This window comes from Microbacterium sp. AK009, from assembly GCF_013410955.1.
Lineage (GTDB): Bacteria > Actinomycetota > Actinomycetes > Actinomycetales > Microbacteriaceae > Microbacterium.
In genome coordinates this window covers 25,448-42,142 of the sequence record NZ_JACCCG010000004.1, presented here as the reverse complement: position 1 = coordinate 42,142, position 16,695 = coordinate 25,448, and the positions used below count along the sequence as shown (strand labels likewise).

At 68.4% G+C, this 16,695-nt stretch carries 17 protein-coding genes and 2 tRNA genes; 13 read left to right on the top strand and 6 right to left on the bottom strand.

Annotated features, from left to right (window positions below):
* Window positions 1-687, bottom strand: coding sequence for a trimeric intracellular cation channel family protein (locus tag HDC37_RS09270; RefSeq protein WP_179560137.1), 687 nt, complete (start codon window positions 685-687; stop codon window positions 1-3).
* Between the two features lie 35 nt (window positions 688-722).
* Here HDC37_RS09270 and recO point away from each other — a divergent pair, with 35 nt between their 5' ends.
* From recO to HDC37_RS09255, 3 genes are read left to right on the top strand one after another with little or no spacing between them, the layout of a single operon-like run.
* Complete coding sequence (gene recO, locus HDC37_RS09265) at window positions 723-1,451, top strand: DNA repair protein RecO (RefSeq protein WP_179560136.1); 729 nt, start codon at window positions 723-725, stop codon at window positions 1,449-1,451.
* A complete protein-coding gene (locus tag HDC37_RS09260) occupies window positions 1,448-2,275 on the top strand; it encodes an isoprenyl transferase (RefSeq protein WP_179560135.1) in 828 nt (275 codons plus the stop codon). Before recO ends, HDC37_RS09260 begins: the two co-directional genes overlap by 4 nt.
* 29 nt (window positions 2,276-2,304) lie before the next feature.
* Window positions 2,305-3,000, top strand: coding sequence for a DsbA family protein (locus HDC37_RS09255; RefSeq protein WP_179560134.1), 696 nt, complete (start codon window positions 2,305-2,307; stop codon window positions 2,998-3,000).
* A 19-nt stretch (window positions 3,001-3,019) separates the two neighbouring features.
* Here HDC37_RS09255 and HDC37_RS09250 read toward each other — a convergent pair whose 3' ends face one another.
* Complete coding sequence (locus HDC37_RS09250; protein ID WP_179560133.1) at window positions 3,020-3,526, bottom strand: glutathione peroxidase; 507 nt, start codon at window positions 3,524-3,526, stop codon at window positions 3,020-3,022.
* Between the two features lie 57 nt (window positions 3,527-3,583).
* On the opposite strand from HDC37_RS09250, the gene dusB reads away from it, so the two are divergent.
* The 8 genes from dusB to HDC37_RS09210 all read left to right on the top strand — a co-directional run bounded on the left by dusB (window position 3,584) and on the right by HDC37_RS09210 (window position 11,079).
* On the top strand, window positions 3,584-4,750 hold the full coding sequence (gene dusB / locus HDC37_RS09245; RefSeq protein WP_179560132.1) for a tRNA dihydrouridine synthase DusB: 1,167 nt from the start codon (window positions 3,584-3,586) through the stop codon (window positions 4,748-4,750).
* A gap of 76 nt (window positions 4,751-4,826) precedes the next feature.
* Entirely contained in the window at window positions 4,827-6,155 is a 1,329-nt protein-coding gene (locus HDC37_RS09240) for a deoxyguanosinetriphosphate triphosphohydrolase (RefSeq protein WP_179560506.1), read from the top strand.
* The gene (gene dnaG, locus HDC37_RS09235) at window positions 6,155-8,059 is read left to right on the top strand and encodes a DNA primase (RefSeq protein WP_179560131.1); all 1,905 of its coding nucleotides are present in this window, start codon (window positions 6,155-6,157) and stop codon (window positions 8,057-8,059) included. The genes HDC37_RS09240 and dnaG overlap by 1 nt, the downstream gene beginning before the upstream one ends.
* 44 nt (window positions 8,060-8,103) lie before the next feature.
* The gene (locus HDC37_RS09230; protein WP_179560130.1) at window positions 8,104-8,889 is read left to right on the top strand and encodes an ATP-binding cassette domain-containing protein; all 786 of its coding nucleotides are present in this window, start codon (window positions 8,104-8,106) and stop codon (window positions 8,887-8,889) included.
* A 101-nt stretch (window positions 8,890-8,990) separates the two neighbouring features.
* A tRNA-Asn gene (locus HDC37_RS09225) sits at window positions 8,991-9,063 on the top strand.
* Between the two features lie 167 nt (window positions 9,064-9,230).
* The gene (locus tag HDC37_RS09220) at window positions 9,231-9,596 is read left to right on the top strand and encodes a hypothetical protein (protein ID WP_179560129.1); all 366 of its coding nucleotides are present in this window, start codon (window positions 9,231-9,233) and stop codon (window positions 9,594-9,596) included.
* A 539-nt stretch (window positions 9,597-10,135) separates the two neighbouring features.
* Window positions 10,136-10,870 carry a hypothetical protein gene (locus HDC37_RS09215; RefSeq protein ID WP_179560128.1) on the top strand — a complete coding sequence of 245 codons (735 nt, stop codon included), beginning with the start codon at window positions 10,136-10,138 and terminating at the stop codon, window positions 10,868-10,870.
* A 14-nt stretch (window positions 10,871-10,884) separates the two neighbouring features.
* Window positions 10,885-11,079 carry a hypothetical protein gene (locus HDC37_RS09210; RefSeq protein ID WP_179560127.1) on the top strand — a complete coding sequence of 65 codons (195 nt, stop codon included), beginning with the start codon at window positions 10,885-10,887 and terminating at the stop codon, window positions 11,077-11,079.
* A gap of 130 nt (window positions 11,080-11,209) precedes the next feature.
* Here the strand turns inward: HDC37_RS09210 and HDC37_RS09205 are convergent, their stop codons facing one another.
* Window positions 11,210-11,587, bottom strand: a complete 378-nt coding sequence (locus HDC37_RS09205; protein WP_179560126.1) for a VOC family protein — start codon at window positions 11,585-11,587, stop codon at window positions 11,210-11,212.
* 253 nt (window positions 11,588-11,840) lie between these two features.
* Window positions 11,841-12,407, bottom strand: a complete 567-nt coding sequence (gene def, locus HDC37_RS09200) for a peptide deformylase (protein ID WP_179560125.1) — start codon at window positions 12,405-12,407, stop codon at window positions 11,841-11,843.
* Window positions 12,408-12,449: 42 nt separating this feature from the next.
* Here def and HDC37_RS09195 point away from each other — a divergent pair, with 42 nt between their 5' ends.
* Entirely contained in the window at window positions 12,450-13,529 is a 1,080-nt protein-coding gene (locus tag HDC37_RS09195; RefSeq protein ID WP_308472158.1) for a DMT family transporter, read from the top strand.
* A gap of 16 nt (window positions 13,530-13,545) precedes the next feature.
* Here the strand turns inward: HDC37_RS09195 and HDC37_RS09190 are convergent.
* Together HDC37_RS09190 and HDC37_RS09185 are read right to left on the bottom strand one after the other, a co-directional pair.
* A tRNA-Ile gene (locus HDC37_RS09190) sits at window positions 13,546-13,622 on the bottom strand.
* A gap of 35 nt (window positions 13,623-13,657) precedes the next feature.
* Complete coding sequence (locus tag HDC37_RS09185; RefSeq protein WP_179560124.1) at window positions 13,658-15,676, bottom strand: DUF262 domain-containing protein; 2,019 nt, start codon at window positions 15,674-15,676, stop codon at window positions 13,658-13,660.
* Between the two features lie 152 nt (window positions 15,677-15,828).
* Between HDC37_RS09185 and HDC37_RS09180 the strand changes: the two genes are divergently transcribed.
* A complete protein-coding gene (locus HDC37_RS09180; protein ID WP_179560123.1) occupies window positions 15,829-16,602 on the top strand; it encodes a hypothetical protein in 774 nt (257 codons plus the stop codon).
* Window positions 16,603-16,695 lie beyond the last annotated feature (93 nt).

The following is a 16,695-nucleotide window of genomic DNA, read 5'->3' as shown; positions in this document are numbered from 1 at the left end:
TCAGGGCTTGATGACGGGGATCCCGGTGGTCTCCACCGCGACCTTGCGGCGGTACAGCGCCCGCTGCTCCGGCAGGGAGATGTCGAAGATCACCGCGAGGAGCCGGATGACGGCGGTCACGGCGATGCCGATGATCGCTGCCACGACGAGGGTCGCGCCGAAGGCGTGAACTGCGGCGAGGACCGAGCACCCGACCGCGGCGGCGACCGCGTAGAGCGAGCCCACATGCATGATCGCGATGGGCACCCCCATCAGCATGTCGCGGAGGATGCCGCCGCCCACCGCGGCGCAGACGCCGACGAACACCGCGGGGACGACGGGGAGCCCGAGTGCCAGGGCCTTGCTGGTGCCGAAGGCGCCGAACAGCCCCATCGAGAGGGCGTCGAGGCCAACGATGACGGCGTTCAGCCGCGCGAAGACCCCTGACAGCAGCATCCCGACAAGGGCCGCTGCTGTCGCGGTGATGAGGTACCAGTTGCTCTGGAGGGTGACCGGAGTGGTGTTCAGCAGCAGATCGCGGATGAGCCCGCCGCCCATACCGAGGACGATGCCGATGATGGCCACGCCGAGGAAGTCCAGGCGCCGCTGTCCACGGAAGCCCGATGCGAACAGTGCCCCCTGGATGCCGCCGAGACCGACCGCGGTCAGATCTGCCCACAGCGGAATCACGAAGAGCGGCTCCTCCACGCGTCCATTCTGGCCCGACGACGCGATAATCGAGTGTGCCCACCTATCGCGACGAGGTCGTGGTCCTGCGCACCCACAAGCTGGGGGAGGCGGATCGCATCGTCACCGCCCTCGGCCGCCGCAGCGGCAAGATCCGCGCGGTGGCGAAGGGCGTGCGCCGCACCAGCTCCCGTCTCGGCGCCCGGCTCGAGCCCTTCATGGTCGCCGATGTGCAGTTCTCCCGGGGCCGATCGCTCGACATCGTGCAGCAGGCCGAGTCGCTCGGCTCCTACGGCGCCGACATCTCCCAGCACTACGACCGATACACCGCCGCTCACGCGATGGTGGAAGCCGCCGATCGCCTGGGCGATGCCGAAGCCGCCACGCCGCACTACCTGCTGCTGGTCGGGGGGCTCCGCGCACTCGCACGAGGGGATCACGCCGCGCGCAGCATCCTGGATTCCTACCTCCTGCGGGCGATGGCCCTCGCCGGCTGGGCACCGGGTCTGGGCGAGTGCGCGCGCTGCGGCGCGCCTGCGCCGCACGACCAATTCGTCGCACAGCTCGGAGGCGTCGTGTGCACCGCCTGCGCTCCCACCGGTGCGGCGCGCATCGATCCCGCCACGATCGGCCTGCTCACCGCACTCATGGCGGGGGAGTGGGAGATTGTCGATGGGGCGTCGGCGCACTCCGCCGGTGCGGCGTCCGGACTCATCGCCGCCTACGCGCAGTGGCATCTCGAGCGCGGCATCCGCTCGCTCCAGCATGTCGAGGCCGCCCGATGACACCGAAGCCCTACACCCATCGTGACGCCGTGCCCTACCGGCCGCTCGATTGGACGGGCATCCACCCGCCGGTGTTCCCAGGCGCCGTGCCGCGCCACATCGCGATCGTCATGGACGGCAACGGCCGGTGGGCCAACCGCCGGGGACTGACGCGGGTGGAAGGGCACAAGGCGGGGGAAGAGGTGCTGCTGGACGTCGTCGCCGGCGCGATCCAGGCCGGAGTGAGGCACGTGAGCGTCTACGCGTTCTCGACCGAGAATTGGGCGCGGTCGCCCGATGAGGTCCGCTTCCTCATGGGCTACAACCGGGATGTGCTGCACCGGCGGCGTGATCAGCTCAACGAGTGGGGCGTGCGGATCCGCTGGGCGGGGCGCAAGCCTCGGCTGTGGACCTCGGTGATCAAGGAGTTGCAGTTCGCCGAGAGGCTGACCGCCGGCAACGACGTCCTCACCCTCACGATGTGCATCAACTACGGCGGCCGCATCGAGCTCGTCGATGCCATGCGCGCCATCGCCGGCGAGGTCGCCGCGGGGCGGATGCGTCCGTCGGCGATCAATGAGAAGGTCATCCGCCGCCACCTCTACCAGCCCGACATGCCCGACGTCGACCTGTTCATCCGCTCCAGCGGCGAGCAGCGCACATCGAACTTCCTGCTGTGGGAGTCGGCGTATGCGGAATTCGTCTTCCTCGACACACTGTGGCCGGACTTCTCCCGCGAGCACCTCTGGCAGGCGATCGACCTGTATCTCGACCGCGACCGCCGCTTCGGCGGAGCGGTCGATCAGCCGACATCCGACATCGCAGATCACGATCGGCAGGAATAGCGCAGCGGCCGGGGATGGTTGTGGTCGATATGACTGAACCCCTCCGGCTCGACGTATGGAGCGACATCGCCTGCCCGTGGTGCTACATCGGCAAGCGCAACCTCGAAGCGGGCCTCGCCCAGACGCGGGCCGATGCGGACGCACCCGAGGTGGAGATCGTCTACCACTCCTACGAACTCGCCCCCGACACCCCGCCGGACTACGACGGCAGCGAGGTGGACTACCTCGCCGAGCGGAAGGGCGTGAGCCCGGAGCAGGCCCAGCAGATGATCGACCGCGTGACCGAGGTGGCCAAGGGGTCTGGGCTGGCGTACCGCTACGATCTGCTTCACCACGCCAACACCGGCAAGGCCCACCGTCTGCTGCACTTCGCCAAGGAAGAGGGCCGGCAGCTGGACCTCGTCGAACGCCTCATGTCGGCGTACTTCACCGAGGGCCGGCACATCGGTCACGACGACGAGCTGGTGCGCCTCGCCGTGGACGCGGGCCTCGACCCCGACGCGGCACGGGAGGTGCTCGCCACGGACCGGTTCGAGCTGGAGGTGCGCCGCGACCAGGCGCAGGCGCAGGCGTACGGCTGCTCCGGTGTGCCGTTCTACGTGATCGACGGCACCTACGGCGTCTCCGGCGCCCAGCCTGCGGACGCCTTCGCACAGATCCTGCGCCAGGTGTGGTCGGAGCGGCGTTCGGCCGCCGAAACCGAACCCGCCGCCAGCGCCGGCTGAGAGCGGGGCCCCCTCGGGGTCAGCGGGGGAGGTTGTCTTCGATCACCGAGACGATGGCGGGGTCGTCGGGCTTGATGTTCGGGCGGAAGCGGTGGACCTGGCCCGCGGGCGTGATGAGGAACTTCTCGAAGTTCCAGATGATCGGCCCCTTCTTGCCCTCGAGGTCTTTGGCTCGCTTCAGCGCCTTGTACACGGGCGCCGCGCCGTTGCCGTTGACCTTCACCTTCTCCTGGATCGGGAAGGTCACGCCCCACGTCCCGGAGCAGTACTCCAGGATCTCCTCCATGGATCCGGGCTCCTGGCCCATGAACTGGTTGCAGGGGAAGCCGAGGACGATGAAGCCCCGGTCGCCGTAGGTGCGCTGGAGCTCCTCGAGCTGCTCGTACTGAGGTGCCAGGCCGCAGCGGGAGGCGACGTTGACGACCAGCACGACCTGATCGGCGTAATCGCCGAGCGTCGCCGTGCCGCCGTCAGCGGTCGTGAACGGGATGGAACGCAGATCGGTGAGGGTGGCTTCGGAGGTCATATCCCCAGGCTAAATCCGCTTTCGCGACCCCGGCCGCGAGGATGGGAGAATACAGAGGTGTCACTCGCCGTCGCCCCAGCCCCGACCCTTCGGATCGGTGCGCTGACCCTGGACGCACCGGTCGTGCTCGCGCCGATGGCCGGTATCACCAACACCGCCTTCCGCCGTCTCTGCCGGGAATACGGCGCCGGTCTGTACGTCAGCGAGATGATCACCTCGCGCGCACTGGTGGAGCGCAATGCGACCACGATGCGGCTGATCACCCACCACGAGTCCGAGGTCCCGCGTTCGATCCAGCTGTACGGTGTCGACCCCGCCACCGTCGAAGCCGCCGTGAGGCTCCTTGTCGAAGAGGACCGCGCTGACCACATCGACCTGAACTTCGGCTGCCCGGTGCCGAAGGTCACCCGCAAGGGCGGAGGGGCGGCGCTCCCCTGGAAGCGCGATCTGTTCCGCGACATCGTCACCCGCGCGGCTCGCGCCGGGGGAGACATCCCCGTCACGGTCAAGATGCGCAAGGGCATCGACGACGACCACCTGACCTACCTCGAGGCGGGGCGGATCGCAGAGGATGCCGGCATCTCCGCCGTCGCACTGCATGCCCGGACGGCATCCCAGTTCTACTCCGGCACCGCCGACTGGGCGGCGATCGCGGCGCTGAAGGAGGCTGTCACCAGCATCCCGGTCCTCGGCAACGGAGACATCTGGTCCGCTGATGACGCCGTGCGGATGATGGCGGAGACCGGATGCGACGGGGTCGTCGTCGGCCGCGGGTGTCTCGGCCGTCCCTGGCTGTTCGGCGACCTCGCCCGCGCTCTCGGCCGGGACGGCAGCGCCGCCGGCGAGCCCGTCGATGCCACCCTGGCGTTCGTCGCCCGGGCTTTCCGACGTCACGCAGAGCTCCTCGTGAAGTTCTTCGACGACGAGGGCCGGGGGTGCCGCGACATCCGGAAGCACGTCGCGTGGTACTTCAAGGGGTATCCGGTCGGAGGCGACACCCGGGCTCGGCTGGCGACGGTGTCCACGCTCGAGGAGATCGACGAGCTTCTGGCCACACTCGACCTCGGCGCCCCGTACCCGGGTGCGGCCGCGGAAGGCCAGCGCGGCCGAGCCGGAACGCCCAAGCGGCCGGCGCTTCCCGACGGATGGCTCGACTCCCGCGACATCGGCGCCGACGCCTCCACCGCCCTCGCCGAGGCCGAACTCGACCACAGCGGTGGCTGAGCCGGTGGCGGCGTTCCCGGCGACCGGCGACGCGGCGGGTCTCGCCGCGCCCGCGGCCTGGAACGGCGGGGCCGGGCTGGGGGTGGCCCCCGGCCGGCCGAGCGGCTACGACGACGTGGACGCCGAGCGCTTCCACACCGAGACCCATCGCTCCCAGCGCGACGACTTCGCCCGCGATCGCGCCCGCGTGCTCCACTCCGCGGCGCTGCGGCGCCTGGCCGCCAAGACGCAAGTGCTCAGCCCGGCGAGCCCGGCGGATTTCGCCCGCAATCGACTGACCCATTCGCTGGAGGTCGCCCAGGTCGGCCGCGAGCTCGCGACCGCTCTGCGCCTCTCGCCCGATGTGGTCGACACCGCGTGCCTCAGCCACGACCTCGGACATCCGCCCTTCGGCCACAACGGAGAGCGCGCCCTCAACGACTGGGCTGCTGACATCGGCGGCTTCGAAGGCAATGCCCAGACCCTCCGCATCCTCTCGCGGCTCGAATCGAAGGTGTTCGACCCCGCCGAACGGAGTGTCGGGTTGAATCTCACCCGTGCGAGCCTCGACGCCACATGCAAGTACCCGTGGACCGCCGATCATCCGGTGCCTGATCCCGGCGGCAGGCTGAAGTTCGGCGTCTACCCTGAGGACGAGCCGGTGTTCCGCTGGATGCGCGAGCGCGCCCCCGGGCGGGTGCGATGCATCGAGGCCGAGGTGATGGACCTCTCGGACGACATCGCCTATTCGGTCCACGACTTCGAAGACGCCGTCGTCAACGGCTACCTCGACCCCGCTCGACTCGCCGACCCCGCCGAGCACGAAGGTCTCCTCACCGCCATCCAGACGTGGGTCGGGTTCGACTTCGCCCGCGACGAGCTGGCCGATGCGCTGTACCGGCTCATGCGTCTCGGGGAGTGGATCACCGAGTTCCGCGGCACGCGGCACGATCTCGCTCGACTGAAGAACCTCACCTCGGATCTCATCGGACGCTTCGCCCGGGCGGCGACGACGGCCACCCGTGATGCGTACGACACCTCCGTCCTCACCCGATACCGCGCCCACGTCGTCGTGCCGCGCGTCATCGAGGCCGAGATGGCGGTGCTGAAGGGCATCATCGGCGCGACGGTGGTCTCGATCGACGGGCGGAAGGCGCTGTACAAAGAGCAGCGTCGCGCGCTCAAGCGTCTCGCAACGGCGCTGTGGGACGAGCCGGCGCACCTCGACGCCATGCATGCCGAAGACTTTGCCTCCGCCGAGACCGAGAGCGCCCGACGACGCGTCATCGTCGATCAGGTCGCAAGCCTCACCGACCAGCTCGCCATCGCCTGGCACACGCGCCTGGTGGGTGAGATCGACGCCGCCGCGCTCGGGATCTGGGCTCCTGGTTCGCGGCGCTCGACGGCCGACCCGGTGGCACGCTGATGGCGGGGCGCATCCGCCAGGCCGATGTGGAGGAAGTGAAGGCCCGCACCAACATCGGTGACATCATCGGCGAGCGGGTGGCGCTGAAATCGGCGGGCGTCGGGTCTTTGAAGGGGCTCTGCCCGTTCCACGACGAGCGCAGCCCGAGCTTCCACGTTCGCCCCCAAGTCGGCTTCTACCACTGCTTCGGGTGCGGCGAGTCCGGAGACGTCTACACCTTCCTCCGGAAGATGGACCATGTGTCGTTCACCGAGGCGGTGGAACGTCTCGCCGGACGGATCGGGTATGCGCTCCACTACGAGGACGGCGGCGCTGCGCCCGAGACGACCGGACGCAGCCGGCTCTACGCGGCCAACGCGGCGGCGGGGGGGTACTTCCGCTCCCAGCTCGTCACCCCCGAGGCCGCCGCGGCCCGCACGTTCCTCGGCGAGCGCGGTTTCGACGCCGGCGCGGCCGCGCACTTCGGCGTGGGATACGCGCCGCGGGGGTGGTCTCACCTGATGGACCACCTCACCGCCCAGGGCTTCACCCGTGAGGAACTCACGACGGCAGGGCTGGTCTCTCAGGGACAGCGAGGCGTCTACGACCGGTTCCGCGGCCGCCTGGTGTGGCCGATCCGCGACGTCACCGGGCAGGTGATCGGCTTCGGAGCCAGGAAGCTCTACGAGGACGATGGCGGTCCGAAGTACTTGAACACCCCGGAGACTCCGATCTACCGCAAGGCGCAGGTGCTCTACGGGCTCGACCTGGCCAAGCGCGACATCTCGCGCGATCACCGGGTGGTCGTCGTCGAAGGGTACACCGACGTGATGGCCTGCCATCTCGCGGGCGTCACCACCGCTGTCGCCACCTGTGGCACGGCATTCGGAACCGATCACATCACGGTGCTCCGACGGGTGATGGGCGACGACAGCGCGGCGGGCGAGGTGGTCTTCACGTTCGATCCCGATGCCGCCGGTCAGAAGGCGGCGCTGCGCGCCTTCGGCGACGAGAAGAGATTCGCCGCCCAGACGTACGTCGCGGTCGCTCCCGAGGGACTGGATCCGTGCGATCTCCGCATGTCGAAGGGGGATGCCGCGGTGCGCGCGCTCATGGACCACAAGGCGCCCATGTTCGAGTTCGTGATCGACCAGCGGTTGGCCGGCTTCGATCTCGCGACCGTGGAGGGTCGCGCGGGAGCACTCGGCGCCGCGGCGCCGATCGTGGCGGAGATCCGCGACCCGGCGCTCCGTCCGGGCTACACCCGGGTCCTCGCCCGTCGGCTCGGGCTCGACCTGGGGGAGGTGTCCGCCGCCGTCGAACGCGCGGCGCGCGGCGCCTCCCGCGATCACGCCGGCGAGCCCCGGAGCAAAAATACGCGTGACGCCGATGCGGGTGCGCGCGGCGGCCGGCCGGTCGAAGACCATCCGCCGGCGGCGGATGAGCCTCAGGTGCGTCCGAGCGTGGCGACCCTCCCTCGCACAGCCGACGCCGCGCTCGAACGCGACGCCCTCACCGGCTTCCTGCAGTTCGGGCATCGGATCGATGCGGCCCTGCGCAGCCGTGCCCTGGCACAGCCCTTCCGTGTGCCTGCTCTCGAGGCCGTCCGTCAGACCCTCGCGGTGGTTCCGGATCTGGATCGGATGGGGTGGGCGGCGGATGCGGTGTCGGAGGTGCGCGAGCCGTATCGGTCGCTCGCCGCTGAGCTCCTGACCCGCGCATTCCCCGCGCTGACCGACGACGCCGCCGTCGCATCCACAGCCGATCTCGCCCGCCGCGTCGTCCTGCGCGGCATCGAGGAGGAGAAGCGCGAACTGCTCCGTGCCATTCAGCGGGTGGCTCCGGAGTCCGAAGAGGGGCGGGCGGTCCGTCTGCGCCTGCGCGAACTCGACCACGATCGACAGGTCGTCGCAGCGGAAAGCTGAACCCTGCGGTCGCCCGCACCCCGGCGACCGGGCATGATGGGGCTATGGCCCCGCCACGAGACGATGACGTCGCGATCCACAGCCGTGATCTCTCCCTGGCGTGGAACCCCCGTCCCGGCGCCCTCCGTGTGGTCGAAGGCGTGTCGTTCCAGCTGCCACGGGGCCGCACGCTGGCGGTCATGGGGCCGACCGGCGCGGGGAAGTCCAGCCTGGTGATGACGCTTGCCGGACTCGCTCCCGCCGATCTCGGTGTGGTCGGCGGCGACGCCCTGGTCGAGGGCATCTCGGTCCGCCGTCCGGGGCGCAAGCACCGGGTTCTGACGTACGTGACCGGCTTCCTGCCGCAGAGCGCCGGGGCGAAGCTCCCCGCGCGGCTGACGGTGTCCGAGACGATCGCCGAACCGGTGACGAGCCGCGATCGCCGGGTCAATCAGCGGGCGCTGTCGATCCGCGTCGCCGCGCTGCTGGACGAGATGATGCTGCCGCTGGGCGCGGCGGCGAAGTACCCGTACGAGCTCAGCGCAGGCATGCGCCAACGCGTCGCGTTCGCGCGAGCCCTCATGCTCCAACCGAAGGTGTTCCTCGCCGACGAGCCCTTCGCCAACATGGACGTCGAGGTGCGTCGGGCGGCGCACGACGCCATTGCGCGACGTCGCGATGACATCGGCATGGCAAGCGTCATCGTGACGAACGAGGAGGATGTGGCACGCGAGCTCGACGCGCAGGTGCTCGTGTTGCGCGGAGGCCACCCGGTCGCCGCCGGTCCCCACCTCGACGATCTGCTCTGGACGCCCGGCGGCGCAGACGATCGGCGGCGTGCGGCATCCTGATGTGCTTCTGCTGGTCGGTGTCACTCTGCTGGTCGGTGTCACAGGCACCCCTCAGCGTTTGCTAGCATGGTCGGGTTGCCCGCGCCGCGGCGAGGGCACATTCCTCCATAGCTCAATTGGCAGAGCAATCGGCTGTTAACCGATAGGTTCTTGGTTCGAGTCCAAGTGGGGGAGCGCAAAACCCCAAGCCCCCGGAATTTCAGCGAACTTCCGGGGGCTCTTCGTGGGGCAGACAGTCCAGCCCCACTCGTTCCGCGTCTCCTGGCCGAGACCGTCTCCTGATGCATCCACGCATTCAGCCACCTCGCGACGACTCGGAGCAGTCAGATAGCGGCAGCTGCATGGATTGGCGCGACGACCGCGCTGGCGGAAATGCCTCGGAAGACCGCGTCCAGTTCCTCGCGGACGTCGACCTGCTGGCCACCGCCGTCGAGGACGCGTGCCGCGAGCTCGATCCCTTTTTACGACGGGTGAGCATCGACGTCCTCGGCAACGCGGACGCCTTCGTTCATGCGCACATCTGGCCTCGCTATGAGTGGGAGCCGCGGGAGCTGGTCTGGCGCCCGGTGTGGCTGTACGACCTGGGCAAAAATAGGACCCCGACACGGCGCTCGGCGATCAGCACGATGACCTCCGAGCGAGCATCGGTCGCCATCTGCGCTCCCTTGTCGACGGTGACGCTCGGCGTTGATCCGCCTCGCGGCTAAGGCCACGGCGGGCAGACCGGAGATGCTCACGATATGAGGGCTCGGCGTGGTGAGCCTCGCCACTGCGATCTAACAGGCGGTCCGTATCTCGCCTCCGGTCGGCCTATCGCGATGACCAAAAGCCAGATCCGGAGCACCGGCTGCCCATTCGTCCCCCTCATGGGGGACAAAAGATGAGGCCGACATGAGAGTCGCCTGCAAATCGTCTGAAATCGATCGAGATCGGTGTCCTTTGCGAGAAGGGTAAGTGTTTCCCGTCCGACGACGAACGAGAGGAAGATCATGCGAAAGCCAAGCACGAAAGCAGGTCGTCGAACTTGGTCCATTGCTCCGCAGCAGTCGCGGCAGCGATCACTATTCCAGCCGCGTCATTCACTGCGGCACTTCCCGCAACGGCCGATGAAGCCGTGGGGGAGTCCTCCGCGAGGGCAGTCGTAGAGGCGCTCTCCGGCCCTGCAGGGTCGAAAGTAGCGACACCGGCCCCGGCAACGGCGACTGCAGAGGACGCCGCCGTCACCCACGGGTCTGTCACCGTCTCCGTGCCCCGCAACGCCCTGGAAGCTGTCGAGCTGGGTCTGGACGGCGCCACGGTCTCCGTCAAGCTGCCCGAAGTCCAGGCAGCGGACGAGGCAGTCGTGCTCGACTCTGGTGCGATCACATACCCCTCCACATCCGCCGTCGCCAACACCGCTATTCCGACAGAGACGGGGGTTCAGCTACTGACGACGCTGTCGTCGCCAGACGCTCCAGTGTCGTTCTCGTACGACATAACGGCGGGCGCCGACGACGCCACAGTCGCTGTGGCTGACGACGGGTCGGCTATGGTTATCGGCCCCGATGGCGATGTGCTGCTGCATGCGGCATCTCCGTGGGCCGTCGACGCGGAAGGCACATCGGTGCCCACGCGGTACGAACTGGATGGCAACTCGCTGGTGCAGATTGTCGACCACACCTCAGGCGACTTCGCGTACCCGATCCTCGCGGATCCGCGCCTGGACCAGGGCCTGGGCTGGACCTCGCTGCTGTTCAACCGACATGAGACTGACACCATTGCCAGCGCCGGGATCGTGGCATTGGGCGGAGCGACTGCTGCGTGCGGTCTGGGCGGACCGGTCGGGATCGCTGCTTGCTCCATCGCATCCGCGGCAATCGGGGCCACCGCGGTTTACGCCAGTGACAATGGTCAGTGCGTCGGCCTATCGTTCTGGGGAGTTCCCGGAACTACCGTGTTCGGTTGGAACCCCTTCGTCCACAACGGTGCAGACTGCACCTAACGAGAGGAGACCCCATGCGTCAGGGAGACCCGTTTCGCGCGTACTATGTGACCGTCATCGTGGTCGCCATTCTGAGCATCGGCCTCGGCCTGCTCGTGGCAAATCTCACCGGCCAGTACGTCGGCGTCTTCTTCGCACAGATCCTGATTGCCGGCCTACTTGCCGCTTGGTACATGAGCATCAAGAAGCGTGTGACGGCCAGCAAATAGCCTTTGGACGGCACAAGGGGCCTCGGAGCGCGGCTCCGGGGCCCCTGTCGCGGGACGTCGCAGGACGAGGCGATGGCACAAACGGCCCGGGGCTCCACCCCCGGGCCGTTTCTTCTTCGCGGGGTCGGCCTCACTTCCTTTCGCTGAGCGCCAGGATGTTCCCCTCCGTGTCCGTGAACCACGCGGCCCTCTCCGTCGCTAGATCGGCCACGCCGTCGACCGTGCGGAGTCCGGGGAAGTCGTACTCCTCGAACCTCACCCCGCGCTCGCGCAGCGCAGCCATGTCCCTGTCCAGGTGCGGCGTCTCGATGGCGAAGACGGTGTTCTTTGCGGTACCCGCGAAGCCCGTGCGATACAGGAGCACCTGCGTCTGCCCGAGCCGGTAGAACACCTCCTCCTCCGACGGTTCCGTCGCCGGGGTTAGACCGAGCACGCCCTCATAGAACCCACGCGCGCGACCCAGATCTGACGCGGCGATCACAGCGACGCCATGCGCGTCTTCGAACATGGTGCCCTCACCTTCCTTCTCTGTTTCGCTTCACGCGCGACGGTACTCCTGCCGCTGCCGAGGCGGAATGGCCCCGCGGGCACCGAGGACCGCCTCGAGCCAGGACATGCACGCCGAGCCGGACAGGCCCCAGCCGCGCCCGTCACCGGCCGCGAGCCGTCGAGGGATGCTGCTCGGAAAGGTGACGGACGACATTTTCTGACGGGTCGCAGCGATAGGAGCGGAGGCGCCTCCCGGCGGACCGGCGCGGGTTTCAGGCGTCGAGATCATCGACGCCCGGCAGCCACGCCGAGCCGGGACGACCCCAGCCGCGCTTACGCGCGATCTTCTGGACGGTCTTCCACGCCCCGTCGTCAAGCCTGTCGATGTAGAGGACGCCGTCGAGATGGTCGAACTCGTGCTGCAGGATGCGGGCGCGCCACCCGTCCACATCCAGCGAGACGGGCTGACCCTCCAGGTCGTGCCCCGTCACCCGAACCCGATCCGAACGGCGAAGCGGGAATCGTTCCCCGGGAAAGGACAGGCACCCCTCCGACTCCTCGTCGGGGTCGGGCTCTCCGGGCACCGTCGGCAGCATCCACAGGTCGGGGTTGATGATCACCCCGCGCCAGGGGAGCCGCTCGTCGTCCTCGTAGGAGTAGGTGAAGATCCGCAGCGGCACCCCCACCTGGGGGGCCGCAAGACCCACTCCGGGGGCCGCATCCATCGTCTCGAACATGTCGGTGACGAGTGACCGGATCTCGTCGGTGATCTCCTCCACGGGGGCGGCGGGGGCGTGGAGCACCGGGTCTCCCATGATGCGAATAGGTCGAACGGCCATGTCTCGAGCCTATCGACGCGACACGACGGGTATGGTCGAGGGGTGCTGAGCGCAGACGTACAACTGGAGGATGTCGGCGAGGTCCTCGTCGGCGTGTTCCAGAATCCCGGGCTGCTGATCGGCATCCCCCTGGCGCTGCTCGGCGCGATCTTCATGTCCTTCGGTGCGCAGTACCAGCACCGGGGTGTCGCCAAGGTCGAGGAGATGAGCGGGGCCGGAGGGGCGGGCGGGCTCAGCGGGGGTCAGCTGGTTCGTCTGCTGTCGCGGCCGTCATGGGTGATCGGCACGATGATGCTGGGGCTGGCGATCGTCTGCCAACTCGCAGCCCTCTCCTTCGCCCCGCTCATCGTCGTCCAGCCGCTCGGTGCGATCGCTCTGGTGATCACCACCCTGCTGAACGCCCGGATCAGCGGGCACAAGCCCACCAGGCGTTCGCTCATCGCCATCGGGGCGTGTGTCGGCGGCATCTTCATCTTCGTCACGATCGCGGCGCTCTTCGCCACCGAGTCGCCCATCTCCGACGGGCAGCTCATCACGATCCTGCTCATCCTCGCCGCCGTCACGGTCGCCTTCGCGGGCCTGTGGGTCTGGCTGCGCAAGCGCATGGGCGCACTGTTCTACATCATGGCCGCCGGCGTGATCTACGGATTCGTCGCGACGCTGGCGAAGGTCATCATCGTGCGGATCCAGAACCAGAACTTCGAGTGGCTCACGCTTCTCTGCCTCATCGCGCTGCTGATCGGAACGGGAATCGGCGCCTACTTCGTTCAGACCGCTTACTCGTCCGGACCGCCCGATCTCGTGATCGCAGGCCTCACCGTGATCGACCCCATCGTGGCGATCCTCATCGGCCTGATCGTCCTCGGCGAAGCTGCGACAGCGCCGCTCTGGGCCAACATCGGTTTCCTCATCGCGGGCGTCATCGCGGTGTGGGGCGTGTTCCAACTGGCCCGCTACCACCCGCAGATCGTCAGTGACAGCAAAGAGATCCCCATCCAGCGGGGTTCGGACGGCGACGGCACCATGGCGGGCCCCACCACCGGATCGATCCGAGTCACCGAGGCCGTCGCGAAGGTCTGGCCTGATCCGCCCGTGCGCGACCGCGACGATCCGCGCCGCTGATTCTCATCGGCGCCGTTGGTAGGGCGGGTGGGACTTGAACCCACGATCGTCGGGTTATGAGCCCGCTGCCTTGACCAGCTTGGCCACCGCCCCTCGTATCCGAGCCTAGCGGCCCGAAACCCTGCTCCTCAGCGCCGCACGCCGGTGGACATCACCGCGCCGATGTAGGAGTACTTCACGAAGACCTCTTCCGCGATCCCCGCCTCGGCGAGAACGCCCTGGACGGCGCTGAGCATGTAGCTGGAGTCCCACCCGAGGTAGAGGTGGTGGTCGGCGTCGAGGGCGTCCCACTGACCGGTCCACGCTCTCTCGGGGTAGACCGGCCCACCCCGGCGCGCGCTGTACGCGACGACGGCGTCACGCGCATCGGCCCACAGTCGTGCGAAGACGCGATGGAAGAGGTAGCGGATGTCCTTGACCTCCCAGTGCTCGCCGCGGTACTCCACGTAGTCCCACTCGCGTTCCCAGCCTCGCGGCCAGCCACGTCGGCGCACGGCGTCCAGCACCGGTGTCAGACCGTCGTCATCAATGCCGCTGATCTCGGCGCGGGGCCAGACGCGCGCGAACTGTGCGGTCAGCGCGGCGGAGCGGGCCGAGATCTCCCTCGTGCTCCACCGCTCGTGAGCGGCCAGCGCCGCGGTCGCGTCGACGGCCGAGCGGGAGTACACGGTGCGCTTGTCCGGGAACGAGGCATCGAAGACCTGCATCCCCTGTTCCTCCTCGATCAGCGCCAGATTCCCCAGGGTGCGCGCGAGGGCGCGGTGGCTGTTCTGCTCGTCTTCGGAGTACTCCGCCCAGGTGCGCACACCGTCGCCGCTCCATGTCTCGCCCGGTGCGAGCGGCACGATGTGATCGATGTCCCAGTCTGCGCGTGAATCGACGTCGAACAGCCGGGTGAGGACGTATGCCGGGTGGGGGAGATCGGAGTACTTCAGCGCCACAGACACCCGCTCATCGCTCGGGGTGATGCGGGCCAGGGCCCTGCTGAGCGCCTCTGCGCCCTCGTGCTCGGCGCGGCACAGGCGGGCGACGATGCGTTCGGTGCCGATCCCCACGATCGTGCGCCGCAGCAGCAGCGACTCCACCTGCTCCAGCAGGCTGAGGAGCGCGCCTCGGGACAGATCGCCGCCGCGGAATCGCCGATACGACCGCATCACGAGCGGGAAGGCGACGGCTCCGAAGACACCGACACCGGTCAGCCGCCGTGCAACCTCCTCGTCGGTTTCGCGCCCGGGTTCGCGGAGGATGCGGTGGATCTCGGCGTACTCCCGCCACTCCGACGCGTGCGCATCCAGCGCACCGGGTTCGAGACGGGGGAACTGGTGACGGAAGACGTCGTAGACGCCCCGGCCCGCGGCATCCTCGGTTTCGCGGCCCGTCCGCATGACGAGGTACTGCTCCCAGAACGCAGCGATGCTCTCCCCGGTCGCCTGCTCGATGGGCAGCCAGTACTCCTCCTCGATGCGCACCTGCTCGGCGTGAGACAGGCCCATGAGCACGTAATTGTGGATGAGCTCGTGTTCGCGCAGCGGCTCGCCTGTGGAGTTCAGGCTCTCGAAGATCTGCTGTGCGTTGGCACCTGCGCCGAGGCTGATGGCGACGTGTTCGAGCTTCTGCAGGCCCCGCCAGATGCGCGGCACTTCCTCGGCCGACACCTGGCTGCGGAAGAAGGCGTAGTTGTCGGCGAAACGCGACTCGCGCACGGCGAGGTCGGCGTCGTTCCCGAGGATCACCGAGCGGAAGACATCGGCCCATGCCCGGTGGGGCCGCAGCGTGGTCCGAGGCCCCGCGCCCGGCTCGCCCTGGCGGAGGAGGACGGCCTGCAGGTCGGCGGAGAGTGCCGGATCGGCATCGCCGACGGCGTGATGAAGGGCCGCCACCAGAAGCATCAGCGTGGTGATGCGCTGCTGGCCGTCGATGAGCACGAGCTCATCGTCCGAGACCGCCGAGAGAACGGAGCCGATGAAGTGCATGTGACGGTCATCGAGGTCGGCCACGGCGCGGATGTCGGCGAGAAGCTGCTCGCAGTTCCCGATGTCCCACCGGTACTGGCGCTGGTAGACGGGGACGACGATCGTGCGGTCGCCGGAGGCGAGCCACCGCAGGGTGTTGACGGCGGTGGCATCGACATTCGTGGCGGTGACCATCGGGTCGGTTCCCTCCTCGGGATGCTGGAGACAGGCCGCGTCGAGTCTAATGAACCGCTCCCGGCTCCCCGGGCTCCCGCGCGTGCCGGAGGTAGGCTTGCCTTAGTTGGCCTGTTGAAACGTGCTGGCCACCTACGAAAGGGCATAACGCTATGGGTTACATCAAGTCAGCCGCTCTCGAAGAGACCGGCTACGTGGTGCTGGACAGCTACGGCAAGGAGATCGACCCCAGGGAGTGGCTCGACCTCGAGTACGTCGACTGGAAGTCATCCGGCGACACCCGCTTCGCGCCGCTCGCGTCGGCGAAGGGCGAGATCGAATGCAACGGCTTCTGGAACCACAAGCCGCCGCGCACCGACAAGGACGGCGTCTGGATCGACTCCCAGACGGCGATCGCGCCGACCCTGACCGAGCGGGCCCTCGAGCCGGGTGCGAACGTGGGTCGGTGCCGCATCATCGAGCTGCAGCCGAACTCCTACGCCGACTGCCTCTACAACCTGCACCAGGACGACAACAACCGCCTGAACCCCGACGGCACCGGCTGGGTCGTTCGCGGGTTCTTCAACCTCACCGACGACAAGGACAGCTTCTTCGTCCTCCGTGAGAACCGCACCGACCCCCAGGGCGAGGTGCGCATCGCACTGCCGGCCGGCGCGCAGCTGATCATCGACACGCAGCGCCTGTGGCATGCCGCCACGCACCTCGGCAGCGAGCCGCGCTACTGCCTCATCACGTCGTGGGAGTCGGGCCCGGAGCTCGACGCCTACATCGAGAAGTACAACGGCGTCCCCCACGCGGAGAACGTCGAGGTCGCCCAGGACGTGCTCGAGGCCGGCCAGGTCGAGCAGGCACGTCGCGACGCCGCCCGCGCCGCCTACTACGCGGCGAAGGGCCAGCAGGAGAAGCTGGCCATGAGCGAGGCCTGAAGCCTCGGACCCTCATCCGAAGACCCCGGCGCTCAACCGCGCCGGGGTCTTCGGCGTGTCGGAATCACACGCTTGTGATTCCGACGGTGCCCG